Raw genomic sequence first — 1,453 nt, forward strand, 5'->3', positions numbered from 1 at the left:
AAACCCCCTGATGGCAAAGTTCGAACGGTGCACTGAAAGTATCATAGCAGTTTCAGGAGTGACAGCTTCAGCGTAGTCTTTGAAGGTGGTGATATTCGTTGTCCCCACTTCAACAAGACCTGCTCCGGTTGCCTTGAGAATCTCTGGGACACGGAACCCACCCCCGATCTGGACCTGCTCTCCACGGCTTACGATCACTTCCCTGTCCTTTGCGAAGGTTGCAAGGATCAGGTAGACGGCAGCGGCATTATTATTTACCACCAGAGCATCCTCTGCCCCGGTCAATGAAGAGAGAAGCATCGGTATAAGACCCTTTCTTTTACCCCTCTTACCAGTACAAAGATCTAGCTCTAAGTTGGAGTAACCGCAGTTGATTCCCTCTGCTTCCTCTCAGATCTGACAATTCAAAGGTGATCGTCCCATATTTGTATGGATGATGACACCCGTTGCATTAATCACTCTCTGGATACGGTCTTTCGAGATATGTTCACATTCCAAGCATATTCTGGAGAGAATCGATTCCCTGTCAGGTACATTCTTTCCTTTTTCCATGACCTCGCCACGTATGCTCTCAAGCACCACCCGTATGGTATCAGCTACCAAGGGCCGTGACATGACAGCGATATACCTGCTTAATGATGATTCACCAAGCAGGACTTCAATCTGTGGCAATCCAGACAACTTTGTTGCATTCATATACGGAAGAGGGAGGAATTGAACCTCCCGACGCTTCTACACGCCCAACGGTTTTGAAGACCGCGAGGACCACCAGATCCTATCAGCTTCCTCTTGGATAGTAGGTGGCTTTCACTGGTATTGTCAACAAGGAATTTACTACCTTATTGATATAAGGTACCAATCCAAACACACTACTAATTTAATACAATAAATACTTGCATTCACACTGTACGTTTTCTATACTGATACATACCAAATAATCTCTCTTTGTCCGTTGGACGATTGAGAAAAGGAGAAGCTAAATGCCCGAAGAATTCAAACCGGGTTGTCAGCGACCTAAAAGTGGGCCTGTCGGTGTTGTTCCACAAGAAACAACATCCGGTGGGCAGGCAACACAGATCAAGGAGGAGATGAGCATGATTAAAGTTGGTCAGAAAGCGCCTGACTTTTCAGCGCCTGCTTATCACAAAGGCAAGTTTGTCGAAGTGAAGCTCTCAGATTACCTCGGCAAATGGGTAGTACTCTGTTTCTATCCAGGTGATTTCACATTTGTCTGAGCGACAGAAATTTCGGCGGTCGCCGAAAAGAATCCCGAGTTCGAGAAACTCGGAGTCCAAGTGCTCTCAATGAGCGTGGACAGTATTTACACCCATAAGATTTGGAACGAAAATGAGATTTCTAAAATGGTTGAAGGCGGCGTAACCTATCCGATGCTTTCGGATGGTGGCGGAGCTATTGGGACTGCCTATGGCATTTATGATGCAGAGGGCGGTGT

The 1,453-nt window shown here is 46.6% G+C and carries 2 protein-coding genes, 1 tRNA gene and 1 pseudogene; 1 reads left to right on the forward strand and 3 read right to left on the reverse strand.

The features are described 5' to 3' along the window. The 3 genes and pseudogenes from AB7S66_RS09385 to AB7S66_RS09395 all read right to left on the reverse strand — a co-directional run. Positions 1-375 (reverse strand): annotated as a pseudogene (locus AB7S66_RS09385) (L-seryl-tRNA(Sec) selenium transferase); the annotation flags it as partial. A 15-nt stretch (positions 376-390) separates the two neighbouring features. Beyond that, the gene (locus AB7S66_RS09390; protein WP_428519365.1) at positions 391-696 is read right to left on the reverse strand and encodes a hypothetical protein; all 306 of its coding nucleotides are present in this window, start codon (positions 694-696) and stop codon (positions 391-393) included. Between the two features lie 3 nt (positions 697-699). Continuing rightward, positions 700-787 (reverse strand) — tRNA-Sec (locus tag AB7S66_RS09395). A gap of 193 nt (positions 788-980) precedes the next feature. Here AB7S66_RS09395 and AB7S66_RS09400 point away from each other — a divergent pair. Beyond that, on the forward strand, positions 981-1,453 hold a 473-nt coding region (locus AB7S66_RS09400; RefSeq protein ID WP_428519367.1), incomplete at its 3' end, for a redoxin domain-containing protein.

The organism is Sphaerochaeta sp. (genome assembly GCF_050178175.1).
Classification (GTDB): Bacteria; Spirochaetota; Spirochaetia; order Sphaerochaetales; family Sphaerochaetaceae; genus Sphaerochaeta.